Raw genomic sequence first — 14,050 nt, forward strand, 5'->3', positions numbered from 1 at the left:
GTGATATGAAATTACAACCTCTAAGAATCCCAGCAGGATGGAAAGTACATTGGAATTTGTTTTACGAGCAAGATATTAATGAAGAAAATTGTTTGTATGAGTTTTCGAGTTCAACTTTATTATCGATTTCTAATACACAAACTAATAAAAACATAGAGTTGATATGGTATCCAAAAGGTGATCTTAATGGCAGCTATATTTTGGAAGTTTATCAACTTATTGAAAAGTACAATACTAAAAAGAAAATAACTGAAAAAGTACCAGGAAATTTAATGCCAGAATTTTCTTTTGAAAGCAAAAACAGACTAGAAATAGTAGATAAAATCGAAACCTTAGTATTAGATCAGAATAAAGCGAAAAAGCACTAAAACAAAGAAGCATCAGATGGAAATAATACTCATTTTATTTGTGATCGCACTAATCATGACATCTCTGTTTTTAGTGTATCGATTATTAAAATGGTGTTTTGCAAAAAAACTAAGAGTAACCATAATATCATAGATAGTTGTATTCATATGCCTAAGTTTTGTTATCCATCGAATGTTTTTTGTGAACATGGAATTTATTCAATCTAAAGTATATCCAGATTTATATTTGGTGAAACACGCTGTTGAAGAAAAAGATAGTTTACACAAGGCTATTAAAAAGGTGGTGAGACAAAATTTAATAGAATATCACCAAAAAACAGATTTTAAAGATAGTTTTCAGTATTCCTTGCGTTTTTATACATACTATAAAAATTGGAATCCTCTAGCTTTTGGAGATTCTGGAACAGCATATTTCATAGATAATGAAGAAGATCTTGGAGGTATGATCGTTGAAGATTTATCCATGTATCCGCAATACAAACTTGCGATATTTACAATGACAGATTGTAAAAACACGAATACAAGCATTTGTGGAAAGCTAGATTATTATGAGAATGGATATGTATCGAAAACAGATATGATAAAACATAATTTCTAGAAATAAAAATGTAATTTAAATAAAAGCAAGAGAAACCAATTCAGTAAACAACCATATACGATGAAAACTATTTATATACTATTCATATTTCTAATATTAGGTTGTACGGATGAACCAAAAGAAAAAACAAAAACCGAGAGTGAAGTTAAAGACACACTCGTGGAAAAAGCCCCCATAACAACTATACAAAAATCATTTACAGATCCCACTTTCCATAGCATTATCAAAAATTTGTCTATAAGAAAAACACCCATTGTTGATAGTACAACCTTTGACAGCTATAAGGATGATTTCAAGATTTATACTAAAGAAGAAGTAGCGGCTTTACAACTCTATAAAATATATCCTAATTTTTATAAAGAAGGATATAATTATAAAGCTACTCCTTCTTACAAACTAGAATTTTCAGAAGAATTTTACTCGGCAGTGATTGTCATTTTTAAGGGAGAAAATGAAATGGAATCGCAGCTCATTAATTATAATATAGATGGAAACATCATAGATGCTAAAGTAATCGCTTATGATGAAACTGCTGAAGGAGCTTTTCAAAGAAAGTCAAAAATTGAAAACAACATCATCACTACCACCTATATAGATTGGATGGATGAAAAGAAAGAAACCATCGAAGTTTTTGAAATAACTGAAAATGGTAATATTAAACCAGTAGTAACAAACTCGGTTAATACAACATCACAAGAATCTGAACTTTTTGAAAAAGTAGTACAACAATTAGGATTAGAAAAACCTAGAGTGCATTTAGAAGGAACGAAAATTAGTTCCGCTAACATTAACGAGCTTATTATGGTGCTATCTGAGCTTGCTGAAGAATACGATGATGACGATGAAGCGTATGGATTAAACAGTCATATTGTTATTGTAAACCCTAAAAATGGCAAGGTTACTCATAATTTTTTTGAAAGTTCAGAAACAAATGGCTGGTTTTCGGATGCTGTATTTATTGATGGTATTTCTATAGATACGACACATTATAAATTATCCGAATCAAAAAGTGCTTTTGGTGTTCTACTAAAACACAGAACACAATCACAACCAAATCCTTATAATACCTCCACATTATCTCTTTTCATGAAAGATGATTTTGGTATCCAAAAAATATTGGATAATTATACCATTTACGAAAGTACGGGAGAAGTAAATCTTAATTCGTGTCATGCTCAATTCAACATAATCGATAATTCATTGGTTGTTGACAACGTTACAACTAATGAGCTTTTTGATTTAGTAATTAAAACTAAGAATACACAACGCATTTTTGCTGAAGATAAAAATGGAGAATGCAATCCAATTGATTCTATTCTTTCTCAGAAAGATGTGGTCCTAAAATTTGATGGAAAAATCTATAAAGAAATTAAAAAATGAAGTTAAGTCAATCCTTTAGTGGAGCTTTACGAACCTTTGCATATTTTATGGCAAGCGGCACGCATTATCAATTGAAAGATATTGATTACCTTAAATTATATGGAGAAGAACCAAGCGCTATAGAACAAGCATATGCGATATTCGCTAATGTTATTGAATTAGATTCAGAAGGTACCGTACTAAACGCAAAATATGCTGAAAAAAGAGCTGTAGACTATATTCGATCCTATTGTGATCCTAATTTTAAAGTAGCACCTCCGTACGAGGATTGGGAAATCGAATTATACTAAAACAATATCAACAAGAAAAATGAATCTATTATATACTATTACGAAAAATAAAAACTTCCTCTTAACCATATTATTAGGCCTATGTTTTTCTTTTGGATTTTCCCAGAAAATGAAAAATCATTTACATAAAAAATTGATCGCAAAAGTCGGTGTTATCTATGAGGAAACTCCAGATGATAACCCTTGCGCTGGAAGTGAAATCTATTTAATACTTCAATTCGAAGAAACACAAATACATATATCCGAAATGGAAATATCCTCTTGTAATAAAGAATCTAATCACAAAATAGGAACCTATAATTGGAAACTAGCATCTAATGATGCTATACAAGTGGATTTTATTGCAAAGGAAATAGAAAACACATATGCAAACCAATTACAATTAAAACTAAAAGATGAAAATATCATAGGAAACATTACACACCAAAACGGAAAAGTAGTAGCGTACATTTTTAAAGAAGCGGCAGCATTATGAAATCGGAACATCCAAAGGATAACTTGAGATTTGAAGATGAGGAAGAGATTGTAATCTTTAACCATTACTCTTTCTGCGAACTGATTAAACATATTATGGTACAATATGGAAAAGTTACGTATGCCGAAGCTCAGGAAAAATTAGATGCTTCTTTTTTAAAAAAAGCTCCTCAATCTCGCACCGAAGTAGAGCTTTTAGGACATGAATTAGAATACCATTGGGCTATGAATTGTCTTCATGGTCATATGTATTGGTTAAAAGGAATCCCAAGTGATTTCAATGATTTTAAAGAGGAGTACCTTTCTTGGGAAAAGGAAATTATAAGAAAATATAACCTTAAACAGTCTTTCGAGTATTATGAAACTAAATAAGAAAAATCTACCATTCTTAGTGATTTTTTTGTTGCTTACTGCGTCTTGGCTGATCTATAACCAATATAGAGCTTTAAAAGAAGTTAGAACGTATTACAGTCCTGATGGGAAGTATCAATTAGTTATTACTAAAGAACCGAATATTTTTTCATCTACCATGCCTGGCGATGGAGGCACAAGTTCTGAAGTTACTGTGGTTTTAAAAGATGCTAAAGGCACTATCATTGGAAAAAGTAGTGACAATGAAAATTGTTCTGTATTACTTTTTAGTGTAGATGTAACTTGGGATCTTGAAAACATGGAGGTATCCTATGCAAAAGCACGAACGATTAATCTAAAAACAGGTGAAGTACAGTGTTAATAGTAAACGAGATTAAATAACTAGTAATGGAAAAAGGTTGCAAAATAGCAGATGCTATGAATACATATAATTTGGCACTAAGCATTGTAAAATCCAAAGGTTATAAAATATTTGTGCTTCCACATGCGGATGAAGAGAATTTTGATTTTTGGGCTATTAAAGGTACAAGGCAATTTGCAGGAGGTGATCCATTACGTCTATTAGGATTGATTAGTATTTGGGAAAACACAGGAGACGATTGGCAAAAACATATGCCAGAAGAAGATATTTATGACCAAATTTTGTCGCGAGCATTTCCTGATAGTATAAAAGATTTTGATCAATTGACTAATGAAGATTTTAATGAACTAGTTTCTGATTATAAACTATTTTTCCATGAAATTTTAAACAAAAAATTTCCTGAAGATCCAACTCGACAAGAAATGTTCGACTTGATCGATTCGTTTTATAAAGAATGATATGTTATTAGATAAAATGATATTTATAAGAGTATTTGCGATTACACTATTAATACTATTCTTTGTGAGTGGAAACGCACAAGATTATTATTTCGTCACTGCAAAAAGTGGATTAAATGTACGTTCCAGCAATAAATTATCTGCAAAAAAAATGGCTAAGATTCCCTATGGAGTTATAGTGCAGAAAATAGCTGATACAGATAAAGAAATGACCATTATCGATAATGGAATAGAAATCACTGGAAAATGGATTAAAATAAAGTATAGTAACTACCCTTATATCATATCTAAAGAAACTGACACTCACGAAAAAGAAGGGTTTGTTTTTGATGGATACCTAAAAAAAAATGAAAACGATGCCATTATTAACTCATCAAGAATACCTAAAACCGAATATGATGAATTGTTTAAAAAGGCTTCAAAACCAATTGAAAAATCCAAAAAGATTGGTGATTTAGATTCGATTAAAACGATATTAAAGAATCGAGTAGAATGGGTAACACAATTTGAGAATGAGGACTACAAAAGAGAAGATCAAATCAAAAGTATCACCATTAGTAACGGACAAAAGCTTATACTAAATGAATTCTTCTCTGAGGAAATTGGCTTTTCAAAAGGATGGTCTGGATATTATCCAGCATATGATATATTAGTATTAGAAGGAGGACATACAAGTGATAGAACGTTTTCGATTAAAACTGGTGAAACAGAAGGAACTATTGGAAACCCAGATTACTTTGTACATTCACCTCAAAAAACGCTTCGTTTAAATGGAATCTTTGGTGGACAAGAATGTATCTCCTACTTTTTTCAAAGAAAAGTCAAAGGAGAATTTGAATATCTAACTGAATTTGATCTGATTGATGACCATTGTGTTATTAAAGAGTTTTATTGGATAAATGAAACTTCCTTTATATACAGAACAAAATATTACAGTAAAGATGAAATCCATGGAGAAACAGACTGTTTCAAGGGACAAATAAAACTGAAATAAGAATACGTCTTCTCCAAACACTAGAAGTTTTTAAATGACTAAAAGATTGAAAGCTGAAAAACACCAACAAAAATTAGAAAGAGAAATTGCTCTAAAAGCAAGCTTTATGAATACAACAAAATGGAAAGCTTTATTCGCTATATTGAAGGGAATAAATTTTCAATTTGAGTGTACAGTGAAACTACTTTTAGATGCTAAAATTAGAACATTCTCCATACCTAACTCTAATAATTTGATTAAAGAAAAATATATAGAAGAATATTGGGGTGTTTTCGAATTGAGAGAGATTGAATGGATATTAATTTCATTAAAAACTGAATTTCAAAATATTGAAGAATTAGAACAAAAGCTTCAAGAAGGGAAGCTATTTGAATATGAAACATCTAAAGCTGAATTAAAAATCTATGGATATAAATAAAGAAACATGAACATAAAATTACAAATACTTTTTCCTACCATCATTGCTTTATGCATTTGTCTGAATGCCTGCAAAGACAATTCTGAAACTTCTGAAAAAAAAACCTCTAATACAGAGTTAACAAAAGAACAAACAAAAAATGATAGCTTGACCAATGAGGAACCAGAAAAAAAAGAAGATAGTCTTACCCTCTTATCTAGCAAACTGAGACCAAACGAATATCTTGAATTAGGTAAAACCTATACTGATACAATTAACTTTATAAGCTTTGATGATAATTATGATTACTGGTATTTTTTAGCAAAGAAAAATAAGGATACGACAGACATATGCTACACTATTGATGGTATTTCTCAACTTGCTACAGGAGATACATTAGAAATCAAATGGGAATTAAAAATCCTAGAAGAAGCAGGAGATCCCGAAATCACGTACACAAAACCATTTTTGATCTCATTCAAAAAAATCAATGCTGAACAATTCACCAATCAAAAAATAAAAGTTTTATGGAGAGAAACATTGTATGATGAAGCGCTAGGAACAGACATTAACACCATTGTTTTAAACAATGAATACCTTGGGAGAATTACCGAACCCGAAAGAGCTGCTTTAGGCTACGTTACAACTTTTATCGGAAATGAATGCGAATGGGATGGGAAAGCAAATGAAAACAGAAGTAATCTTAACTGTAAAATATTAACTCAGTTAAAATTAGGATATCAATGTTCAGAGAAACATCTTGGATTTTTGAGGACATGGTTTTCAACAGACACCTTAGCATTAAAAAAATTGCAAAGCTGCCCAACAATACCCAATACCGCAACCATACAAACAACATTTGATGAGATTTATATAACTACAGATATAACAGAGCAAATCATAAAGATAGATTATCAATTCACAGGCATCAATACACGAAGAGGAAGTGTAAAAGAAAATATGTATACAGATACGTTTTCTTATAATGATCAAAATATTACTTTAATATCTTCTAAAAAAACCAATAATTCCTTTGTGATTTCTTGTGGTTCTGGTTGTGCAATGACCTATTCTGAACACCAAATAGTATCCAATCCAGATAATGGTAAGGTAACCTTCAAAGTAGAGATGTTTGTAAACGAACAATTGTCTGATGAATATTATGAAACCTATATCTATACCTGTGATGAATCTATGGACAAAACCATGATTAAATTAGAAGGAACAAAGAACTTTAGTATGGAAATATTACATGAAGACATGCAAGAAAAATTAAAATTGTATGCATCAAGGTTTTGTAAGAAATGAAGTTAATCATCCAAGACATAACGAAACAACAGAAGGCAGAAATTAAAGTAGAAAGCCGTACGGATAACCTAGTACAAGGAATCATACTTTCTCATTCTTTTGATACTGAATTACTCGGTATTATAACCGAATTTGAGGAACTGGTAAATAATTTTGTTATTGGAGAATTATTAGATGATATAACAGAAAAACTGGATGCTTATAATTGGAGTGTTGAACATAAAGATTGGATTATACATGATTTTCAGATCTTTGATCTTAAACACATTTCTTTTAGAATAAAAGATACGACTGTTTTTTCTACTACTGATTTCATTGCAGAATTGAAGTTTTTCCATCCTGATGAAAGTGGTAGAAAAAATGCTGTATCATCGGGCTATCGACCTCATATAAAATTTAATGAATATCCAGATCATATAACTACTGGGCAGCAAATCTATGTAAATCAGGACACCGTTCAACCCGGAGAAAAAGGGGTGATGACCAAAATTTCTATTGTCAATAAAGAGATATTTAAAGGAAAGTTGTGTAAAAACGTATGTTTTATATTTTATGAAGGAAAGCATCGAATAGGTTTTGGAAGGATAGTAGAAGTATTAAATGAAAACTTAAAAGTAAATTGGGATACCATTAAAAACAATCATACTATCGTTTATCCTGAGAAGGATATTGCTATGTATACCTTGTCTAATCCAGAAGTAAGCAGACTTTGCTGGACAGATATTAGTTATGCTTTCTACAAGTTTAGAAGCATCTGTAAATATCATTTTGTCATTCAGTCGGAAGAAGTTGATTTACGAACAATGCGCTTTAATGATGTCGAAGCATATTTTAAAGAAAAACTTCGTGAAGTATGCGTAGCGCATATAGTAATTATAAAAAAAGCAGATAGAGGTTTTGAAACCAAATACAAAGGCTTTAAAACTGATATCTATGTAGATGATTTAGAAAAAGCAACCAAAAGACTACATCAAATGCAAAATGATGGTTCTCGAATTTTTGATTTCGAGTATACCGTTTCGGAAGATGATAATTGGACTGATTTAGGAATGCTTTTGTATTAACCATTACCAATACATATTAATTCATGAATTTAGAAGACATAAAAAAAGAAGCCGCCGCATACAGATATAAAGATGTAAAATCTCTTTCTGAAAAAGTTTCAGAATTAAAAAACAAAGGAGTTTCCTTTTTAGGATGCGTAGCTTTCGTGCAAACGAATCAGAATATTCCTTTAGATAAAGCTAGAGAACTAACCGTGAGTTTAGACACTTATAATGAAGAAGAAAAAGAAAGAATAGAAGCTGCATACCAATTAATGCTAAGTGAATTTAAAGAGGAAGAATAGAGCTTTATTTTAAAATAAAAAGCAATTGACAAAAGAAAGCAACATAAAAGTTTTAGATTGTTTCAAAGTACAAGATGCATATCACTTAACGTATGAATCTGAAGAGGTTTTGACGTATAACAACTTTGATATATTGATGGCGAGAGATTCTCAAAATCAATCTTTTATCATTACGTTAAAATCTATAGAAAAGAATGTCTTAGAAGTGTATATGAGTGTACAGTATGAAAAATCAATAATTGGTAATATCAAAGCTCAGCTACTTTTTTCTCCTTTAACTTCTATTGAAGGAGCCTTAGAAGTAATCAAAATAACAAAAATGTTTCCTGCTTGTCATTATGATAAGATTGTAGCATTTCAAGAACAAAATAACGACATCATCTTAGTAATTGAGCTCACTCATGTAAACAAGAAAATGAAACTAACATTATGTGGTATAAAAGAAAACGAATTAAAGGGTTATACTCAAAACAACATCATACTCCAACTCGATTTTCGGAATCATAAAGATGGAATTGAAGTTGAAATTGATAGTATGGAAGGATTACATGGCACGGTAATTTGCAGCAATGTAAAAGCTGAATTCGTGTCTGATGACTTAGGATACTAAAAGAGAACCCAATATTACATTCGAAATAACAAATGAACAACCCAGTACAGTATATAGAAGAACAATTAGGGATTACTTTAGAAAAATATGATTATAAAAAGGAAGATCAGATGCATACCTATAGGGTTTGGCAAAAAGATCAAACCCTACGCGAACTGGTCATACAAGACATAGTTATTGAAAATATTAATGTGTTGTACCCACTATCAGAGCATTTACATACCATTAAACTAATTAATTGTACGGTTCATAATATAGTGGCTATGTATTCTTTTAAAGGGTTGTGCAATCTTACATTAGATAATGTAGTCATTAATGATCTAGATAAATTATACCCTCGTACTGATCATGAAAATTTCGATGGGTATTTACGGCAAGTAAACCTACTTAATATGGAAGTAAGACACCTAAGCATGTTTTTTCCATTAGCTCATAAATTAGATAATGTGTTTATTACCAATTGCACACTTCATAATTTCTACGAGGTCAATTTATTTCCTAAACTATATGATTTACGCTTAACGAATGTAAAGATCAAACCGTCTGAAAAAGATGTCATCTATACACCTCAAGCCGACAGAAACTTTACCTGGTTGTCACTTACCAAAATGGAATTCGAGGATATTGATTTTTTCCTTCCAATAGTAGAAGGTATTCATGGAATTCACCTGAATGGTTCTCAAATAGGAAGTATTGCAAGTCTTGTACAATTGCCTTATTTAGAAGTGTTAGAGATGGATTCTAAAACCAGAATTATTGATCAAAAACTTCCTATAGATACAGCTACTACATTTCGTATTAAAGAATGTACTGTGGGAGAAAATCATGAGAATGAAAAAGCAATATTCGATATAAACAACCTTCTATCCTTAGCTCCATATATACAAAGCATCAGCTTTTCTCAATATGTGAGTCATATGAACGATGCTCTAATTTACTTTTCAAATGTAGATAAGTTAGTATTTCATTATAGTTCTGTTTTTTTGGAAGATTTCATTCCCATAGCTTCTCAAATAAAAACGATACGATTTGAGCAATCTGGATTTACAGATAGTTCAGTACTAAAACATTTTAGCGCATTAGAGCAATTAGGATTTTCGATAGATCCACATCAAAAGGGCTTACGAGATTTTAAAAAATTAAGCCCTTTAAAACATCAATTAAAAAGATTAGACATTGATGAAGATAATGTTGAGAATATTGAAGTTATTAAGGACTTTACCGCGTTAGAATCCTTAAGGCTTTGGGAAGTAACATCTCTACAAGCTTTGCAAAACATTTTGAGTTTATCGAGCCTATCCAAACTCTTTGTTTGGGTGAGTATTGAACCTGAACTGACTGAAACTATTACTCTTTCGCTAAAAGCGTTACAAAACATTAAAGAACTAAGTTTTAGTGGAAGTGATAGCTATGAATTTATTGATACAGCGTTTCTAAAACAACTAACAAGTTTAACTCTTTTAGGAGATTGTACGATTTCCAATATGAGCACCCTACAGCAACTAGAATATTTAGAAGTAGGAGAAAGTATTGATGTAAATACCTTACCTTCTATTCCATCTTTAAAAACATTGAAATTAGAAGTAATACCGGATTATGAAATTTACTCATTAGCACATTTTCCGAATTTAGAACATTTAAAAATTGAAAATACTTCTAAAATACATTTAAAAAATTTACCGAAACTAAAAATATTATGTATTCAATGTAATGGTGACACTATATCAGAGGATGCATTTGATGGAACTCCAAATTTAGAACAGCTAGACCTTAGTGATTCCTCTTTACATCATCTAAAAAGTTTAAAATCATTACAAAAATTGAGAGTATTAGATCTATCCGGAAATTATTTGGAAAATATAGAAGGATTAAAACATTTACAAAATTTAGAGCTTCTTAATTTACATGCCAATGAACTTAAAAAGGTTGATGTTTTAAACAAATTGTCGAGTATCAAAGAAGTAAATCTATCTGGTAATAATATTGAAGATGAAGCCTTTTTAGATCAGTTAGAGAAACCAGAAATAGCGGTTTTTATGGGAGTTCCCAGATCACCATTTTACATTTGGGGAGATCGACATCATAAATTAGAATAGGATTTCAATCCGCAGATATCAATTCATCCTCAGCGAATATTGATTGACTATTTCACCGATATAAGTGCTATGCTTACTTTAGTACAAAAGAATAATATTGATGCTTTAAGAGACATGCAATTACCAACACCCATAGAAATAGATCTGTTAGAGTTTTTTAAAACTGGAAAATTCGATTGTTTACAATTAGGACAAACCAAAGAATGGATTATCCATAATTTCCCGGATCCAGATGATTATGATGCTGATTTCCTAACGGAAAAAGTAAACATTTGGACCTATGGAGGTATCGAACTACATTTTAAAAATAAAGAATTATATCTCATATTTTCTGATCATTGGTATGAAGGTAAATTAGAAAGCAGTCATCAAATACAACTTAACAAATGGGTTTTTGAAGATATCGATAAATTAAACCTTATGTATATGATGACTGAACTAAACCGACACCATATTGACTTTAAAAAGAAAACAGATGAACTGGGAGTGCTATTGCGATTGAATAGTGGTATAGAATTAACTTTTGATAATGTAGATGATCTAGAAGATTTAGACACTAATGATTTTCATTTGACATCATTTAGCTTAGTAATGGAAAATCCATATCGCTGGAAAAAGCAAAAACAAAGGTAATTATGAATATCAGGGAACGCTATACGGAAATCATCAACGGAATGAAGTCCGAAGATCGACTCGTACAATGGGAAACCATGGTAAAATGGTGTTCACTATGGATTGAAGTTGAAAATAAAAAATTTCAACCCTTATTAGATCTGATATATACGTTTAAAACATTAGGATTTTGGAATATGTATTATCCAAGTCAATCACATAACGCTTTAGGACTTTCCTTAGGTAAAAATTATGACGAACGATGCCGTTTGCCAATGGTATATATAAACTATAATTCAACAGATCATCAATTTGCTATTCAGTATCAAAAAGTGCAAGCTGGAGAAACTATAAGAGAAGTGTATGGTGAGCAACTTTCTTCCGTAGAATTTCAAAAAATAACAGATTGGTTAACTAGCAAAAAAGGAAAAAATGAAGTTTAAATTACTAACAATCTTATTTGCCATTTCAACAATACTGCTAACAGGAGTAGTATATGTAAATTATTTGGATTCCAATTTTCTTAAAAAGAAAATTAAAGATAGAGAGTTAACTATCACTAATTATCAAAAGGTAATCAATGCTATGGGAAAAAGTAGTACTATTTCAGTTGATCAATTAAAAAAAGAACTACAACTGGAGTTTAAGATCGATGATAACCTCGGATACAATGATTTTAGCAAAGAATATTATCACATCTTGTTTCCAAAGGATCACAAAGTGAATTCTGCGGGAATATGGAATTTTATGGGGCTAGAATTAATTCTTAATGATCAAAAAGAATTTAAAACGATACAGATGTATAAACCCTGATATCATTATGACGAGAAATGTATTATATAAAATAAGTTTGATTCTTTTGCTATTGCTCGCTATTAATAGTACGGCCCAAAATGATATTATACGTTTTGAAAACGACAGCATTGCTATAAAAAAGCAAAACGACTCTATTTACTTTTACAATCATCAGGGAGAACTACGACAAATCATTAGCCTACAAAATAAAAAGTCTACGCCTTATGGATTGCCCAAAGAAGTAGAAGAAATTATCTATAGTGGTGAGATCATTGGAAGAATTGAAATTTCAGCAGAGACCTTCCCTACTTACCTATATACACAGAGATATGTAGATGCCGGAATTGTACTTTGCTCCTTGAACGTTTACTACAACGAATTAGGGTTGAAAACAGGATATAAAGAAGTGTGCCCTAATGATATCGCCGATGGAGATGAGTATCATTTTGGAGATAAAAACCTCTATAAATACAACAAACATGGGTTCTTAATAGAAACCGATGATACGCTATATACATACAATGATAACGGACAGTTGATTGAAAAAAAGAATCGAAATTTTGGCACTAAAAAAGTGTATCGCATTTCTACATATGAATATGATAAACATAAGTTGGTAAGATGCTCTATACAAAAGATCAATTCCAATAAAGTCAATAATAAAACCAAAGTATTAGACTATCAGTACAACGACAAAGGATTACTATCAGAAATCATACAAAGCAAACGGAGTAAAATCATTTTAGAGTACAACGAACATAATCAAATCTACAAAGTAAGTGAAGTAAAAAAATGGAGTGACAAAGAGTTCAAACACACCTATCTAACCTATAATTATGATACCGATAATAGAATTAAAAAGATTGAAATTAATCATCAATCTAGTTACTCCGATCAAGATCTAGGTTTCATTTATGACGATCATGGTAATTTGATACAAGAAACATTGAATGATAAAACCTTAGAAAGTTATCAGTATGACAGCAAGGGAAAGCTAATTTCCATTGAACGAAACAAAAGATGGGGAGAAAATAAGATAGCTGTAAAATATGAATAAAAAGACTATAGGTTACATGTTCACAATCATCATAGGAAGTATTACAGCGTTCTGTATATGGATGTATATCGAAAAAGCCAAACTTCCGTACGATCAAAATGGCAACTACTTTTCAGAAGAAGGTATCGTATATCATGAGCAAGCAAAAGAAGTCTACGGATTGTTATCCATTATTGGGTTACTAATAACGAGCATACTAGCATATAAATTGATCAGGAAATGACAGCAGAAGAAGCGAAAAAATTAATACATAAAGAATATAATTCGCAAAACGGATTAGATACCTTATTTAGAATGAGTGCTGATGTAGAAGAAAAACGAATTGAAAAATTCATAGAAGCCCTACGAGCTATAGAACATTATTATGCGGATAAAAAAACCATTTCAAAGGAATTAGTATATCAATTATTCAGTATGTACAATACCTTAAGAGCAAGTATTGGACATTGGAAAGTGGAACATCCAAAAGGTTTGGACAAAGATACTTGTTGGAAAATTTTTGACGGAATTCGAAATGTCTTTACTCGATAAG

General features: G+C 30.9%; 22 protein-coding genes. 21 read left to right on the forward strand and 1 reads right to left on the reverse strand.

The window, feature by feature from the left end; all coding sequences use genetic code 11:
- Positions 1–5: 5 nt before the first annotated feature.
- Positions 6–368, forward strand: coding sequence for a hypothetical protein (locus tag Q1A73_RS06030; RefSeq protein WP_299602931.1), 363 nt, complete (start codon positions 6–8; stop codon positions 366–368).
- Positions 369–380: 12 nt separating this feature from the next.
- On the opposite strand, the gene Q1A73_RS06035 is transcribed toward Q1A73_RS06030, so the two are convergent.
- The gene (locus Q1A73_RS06035; RefSeq protein WP_299602933.1) at positions 381–515 is read right to left on the reverse strand and encodes a hypothetical protein; all 135 of its coding nucleotides are present in this window, start codon (positions 513–515) and stop codon (positions 381–383) included.
- A gap of 40 nt (positions 516–555) precedes the next feature.
- Between Q1A73_RS06035 and Q1A73_RS06040 the strand changes: the two genes are divergently transcribed.
- From Q1A73_RS06040 to Q1A73_RS06135, 20 genes are all read left to right on the forward strand, one after another.
- A complete protein-coding gene (locus tag Q1A73_RS06040) occupies positions 556–966 on the forward strand; it encodes a hypothetical protein (protein WP_299602936.1) in 411 nt (136 codons plus the stop codon).
- 60 nt (positions 967–1,026) lie between these two features.
- Positions 1,027–2,346: a hypothetical protein gene (locus tag Q1A73_RS06045; RefSeq protein ID WP_299602939.1), complete on the forward strand. Its 1,320-nt coding sequence runs from the start codon at positions 1,027–1,029 to the stop codon at positions 2,344–2,346.
- Entirely contained in the window at positions 2,343–2,636 is a 294-nt protein-coding gene (locus Q1A73_RS06050) for a hypothetical protein (protein WP_299602941.1), read from the forward strand. Before Q1A73_RS06045 ends, Q1A73_RS06050 begins: the two co-directional genes overlap by 4 nt.
- A 109-nt stretch (positions 2,637–2,745) precedes the next feature.
- Entirely contained in the window at positions 2,746–3,111 is a 366-nt protein-coding gene (locus Q1A73_RS06055) for a hypothetical protein (RefSeq protein WP_299602944.1), read from the forward strand.
- On the forward strand, positions 3,108–3,482 hold the full coding sequence (locus Q1A73_RS06060; protein ID WP_299602947.1) for a hypothetical protein: 375 nt from the start codon (positions 3,108–3,110) through the stop codon (positions 3,480–3,482). The genes Q1A73_RS06055 and Q1A73_RS06060 overlap by 4 nt, the downstream gene beginning before the upstream one ends.
- The gene (locus Q1A73_RS06065) at positions 3,469–3,843 is read left to right on the forward strand and encodes a hypothetical protein (protein ID WP_299602949.1); all 375 of its coding nucleotides are present in this window, start codon (positions 3,469–3,471) and stop codon (positions 3,841–3,843) included. Before Q1A73_RS06060 ends, Q1A73_RS06065 begins: the two co-directional genes overlap by 14 nt.
- Before the next feature lie 26 nt (positions 3,844–3,869).
- The gene (locus Q1A73_RS06070) at positions 3,870–4,301 is read left to right on the forward strand and encodes a hypothetical protein (RefSeq protein ID WP_299602951.1); all 432 of its coding nucleotides are present in this window, start codon (positions 3,870–3,872) and stop codon (positions 4,299–4,301) included.
- Between the two features lies 1 nt (position 4,302).
- Positions 4,303–5,295, forward strand: coding sequence for an SH3 domain-containing protein (locus Q1A73_RS06075; protein ID WP_299602953.1), 993 nt, complete (start codon positions 4,303–4,305; stop codon positions 5,293–5,295).
- 46 nt (positions 5,296–5,341) lie between these two features.
- Positions 5,342–5,713, forward strand: a complete 372-nt coding sequence (locus tag Q1A73_RS06080) for a DUF6678 family protein (protein ID WP_299602956.1) — start codon at positions 5,342–5,344, stop codon at positions 5,711–5,713.
- 6 nt (positions 5,714–5,719) lie between these two features.
- Entirely contained in the window at positions 5,720–7,000 is a 1,281-nt protein-coding gene (locus Q1A73_RS06085; protein ID WP_299602959.1) for a hypothetical protein, read from the forward strand.
- Complete coding sequence (locus Q1A73_RS06090; protein WP_299602961.1) at positions 6,997–8,064, forward strand: hypothetical protein; 1,068 nt, start codon at positions 6,997–6,999, stop codon at positions 8,062–8,064. Before Q1A73_RS06085 ends, Q1A73_RS06090 begins: the two co-directional genes overlap by 4 nt.
- Positions 8,065–8,087: 23 nt before the next feature.
- Positions 8,088–8,348 carry a hypothetical protein gene (locus Q1A73_RS06095; RefSeq protein ID WP_299602962.1) on the forward strand — a complete coding sequence of 87 codons (261 nt, stop codon included), beginning with the start codon at positions 8,088–8,090 and terminating at the stop codon, positions 8,346–8,348.
- 25 nt (positions 8,349–8,373) lie between these two features.
- Positions 8,374–8,958, forward strand: coding sequence for an Imm50 family immunity protein (locus Q1A73_RS06100; protein ID WP_299602964.1), 585 nt, complete (start codon positions 8,374–8,376; stop codon positions 8,956–8,958).
- A gap of 32 nt (positions 8,959–8,990) precedes the next feature.
- Positions 8,991–11,054 (forward strand): hypothetical protein, encoded by a 2,064-nt coding sequence (locus Q1A73_RS06105; RefSeq protein WP_299602966.1) that lies wholly within the window; start codon positions 8,991–8,993, stop codon positions 11,052–11,054.
- A gap of 69 nt (positions 11,055–11,123) precedes the next feature.
- Positions 11,124–11,687 (forward strand): hypothetical protein, encoded by a 564-nt coding sequence (locus Q1A73_RS06110; RefSeq protein WP_299602968.1) that lies wholly within the window; start codon positions 11,124–11,126, stop codon positions 11,685–11,687.
- 2 nt (positions 11,688–11,689) lie between these two features.
- Positions 11,690–12,109, forward strand: a complete 420-nt coding sequence (locus Q1A73_RS06115) for a hypothetical protein (protein ID WP_299602970.1) — start codon at positions 11,690–11,692, stop codon at positions 12,107–12,109.
- Positions 12,099–12,479, forward strand: a complete 381-nt coding sequence (locus Q1A73_RS06120; protein ID WP_299602973.1) for a hypothetical protein — start codon at positions 12,099–12,101, stop codon at positions 12,477–12,479. The genes Q1A73_RS06115 and Q1A73_RS06120 overlap by 11 nt, the downstream gene beginning before the upstream one ends.
- A 7-nt stretch (positions 12,480–12,486) precedes the next feature.
- Positions 12,487–13,518 (forward strand): RHS repeat domain-containing protein, encoded by a 1,032-nt coding sequence (locus tag Q1A73_RS06125; protein WP_299602975.1) that lies wholly within the window; start codon positions 12,487–12,489, stop codon positions 13,516–13,518.
- Between the two features lie 16 nt (positions 13,519–13,534).
- Positions 13,535–13,741 (forward strand): hypothetical protein, encoded by a 207-nt coding sequence (locus Q1A73_RS06130; RefSeq protein WP_299602976.1) that lies wholly within the window; start codon positions 13,535–13,537, stop codon positions 13,739–13,741.
- A complete protein-coding gene (locus Q1A73_RS06135; protein WP_299602978.1) occupies positions 13,738–14,049 on the forward strand; it encodes a hypothetical protein in 312 nt (103 codons plus the stop codon). Before Q1A73_RS06130 ends, Q1A73_RS06135 begins: the two co-directional genes overlap by 4 nt.
- The last annotated feature ends 1 nt before the right edge of the window (position 14,050 follow it).

Source organism: uncultured Aquimarina sp., from assembly GCF_947492115.1.
GTDB lineage: Bacteria > Bacteroidota > Bacteroidia > Flavobacteriales > Flavobacteriaceae > Aquimarina.